The following is a 1,736-nucleotide window of genomic DNA, read 5'->3' on the forward strand; positions in this document are numbered from 1 at the left end:
CGATTCCAGCTACGAAGTCGTCATGGCCAATGCCCTTACCGCCGCCGGACGCGCCTACGTCAAACCGGTCCGGTACGACGGAAGTAATCTCGTCTTCCCCGACTTTGTTCTCACCGATACCTGCCCCAACTCCTACGTCGAGGTGTACGGAATCCATGGCAGGGAGTCGTATGACCAGCGCAAGCGCGTGAAACAGGCTCACTACCAACGGCAAGGGGCCGGGTTGGTCGAGTGGGACGTAACCACTTCGATTCCCGACGTTCGTCGCCGCTGAGCTCAGCTCTTCACTCGGTGGCGCTGGGCGAGTGGGGCCTCGCCGAGGGGCGGTTTACCCGACCTCGTCATGCCTGTGGAGGGGCTGGCTGCGCAGCAGGGGGAGCCACTGCGAGGGCAGAGCACCCTCGGCCTTGAAGACGGCGATGAGCTCGGCTCCCGCAGCAGGGACGAAAAGTCGCGGGTTCGCGCGGTGCGCCAGGGACGGACGAGGCGGTCGAAGACCTCCAGAACGTTGGCCGGGCGTATGAGGGAGACGTGGCTCTCAGCGACCGCGTGTGCACCAGGATAGGCCCCTATCTGGCAGCGAGGAGAAAATGCGGATGCGTCGCCCGGTACGGCCTCGCCGCGCTTTTCCGCGACGAACCGCACATGGCTTCCGTTCACCGCGAACGCGCATGACGACGGTTCGGGCCGCCTGGTCGAGGGCTTCGAAGAACGGGTCTGCCATGGCCAGGAGAGTAGCGCGGCAGGTCCGGCTGCGGCACACCGTTCGTCCAGATCGGGCTCACCAGTAGCGCGGCTCCAGGTCGATGTCAGGCGCCGGGCCTCCGCTGGGCGGGAACGGCGGCTCCGATGAGAAGGGGCCCGGTTCGCTCGTGTCCGGATTGATGTCCTGCCGCGCCGGGCCCTCCACCGGGCAGGCGCACACGTTGCTTTGCCGTTCCCAGCACAGCGGCCCTGCGTCCGACTCCGGGGAGTCCGGAACACGCTAAGCCCTTCTTGGCCAAGGCCGTGCGACTGGGGGAGGAACCGCGTGACCTCGGCACGCGTAAGAACGTCGAGCGCCCGCTTCTGTTACACCCCCGCTCTGCGGGGCGAAGCATCAGTCGGAGGCTGGGCCGCGATCAGGATTTGAAGCGCGACCTGCTCCTCGTCGGCGCGACGTACAGCTTCGAGGACGATGTGGGCCTCGGCTACGGCGACCGCACGTTCGTCTTCGCTGAGCCGGCACCAGGGTGTGCGCTCGGCGCCGCCTGCGGCCAGGACCTCGCGGCGGGTCTCGTAGAAGTGGCGGGCCAGGGCCATGACGCCAGGCATGTTCATCATGCCGGAGGGAACGTCACCGGGCCGGCACCTGTGACATCTTGCCGGGGCTGCGCGTCTCCGTCAGGGCACCGGAAGCCACGCAGAAGAAAGATGCAGCCCTTCTGGTATAGGCGACCCATCCGAAGGCACTAGGCCACGAGGAGCCACACCTTGTGCCCCAAACAGATCAACCTGGCCACGGGAGAACTGCGCGCCGGAGAAGTCGACGGTGCCGCCGGAGAAATCCGTGTGGGAGAAGTTGACGGTGCCGCCAGAGAACTGCGCCTGGAGGAAGTTGACGGTGCCGCCGGAGAAAACGGACTGAGTGAAGTGGACCGTGCCTCCGGAGAACAGCGCGTTGACGAAGCCGACTGTACTTCCGGAGAACTGCGCGTCGGTGAAGTCTACTCTACTTCCGGAGAAGTCTGCATAGG

At 65.9% G+C, this 1,736-nt stretch carries 2 protein-coding genes and 1 pseudogene; 1 reads left to right on the forward strand and 2 read right to left on the reverse strand.

Annotation, left to right across the window (positions count from 1 at the left end):
* Positions 1–274: pseudogene (locus ACWGJ2_RS40405) on the forward strand (DUF1173 family protein); the annotation flags it as partial.
* Between the two features lie 797 nt (positions 275–1,071).
* Here the strand turns inward: ACWGJ2_RS40405 and ACWGJ2_RS40410 are convergent.
* Positions 1,072–1,323 carry a hypothetical protein gene (locus tag ACWGJ2_RS40410; RefSeq protein WP_453351413.1) on the reverse strand — a complete coding sequence of 84 codons (252 nt, stop codon included), beginning with the start codon at positions 1,321–1,323 and terminating at the stop codon, positions 1,072–1,074.
* 60 nt (positions 1,324–1,383) lie between these two features.
* A partial coding sequence (locus ACWGJ2_RS40415; RefSeq protein ID WP_453351414.1) for a pentapeptide repeat-containing protein occupies positions 1,384–1,736 on the reverse strand: 353 nt, incomplete at its 5' end.

The sequence above is a fragment of the Streptomyces sp. NPDC054796 genome (genome assembly GCF_053611545.1).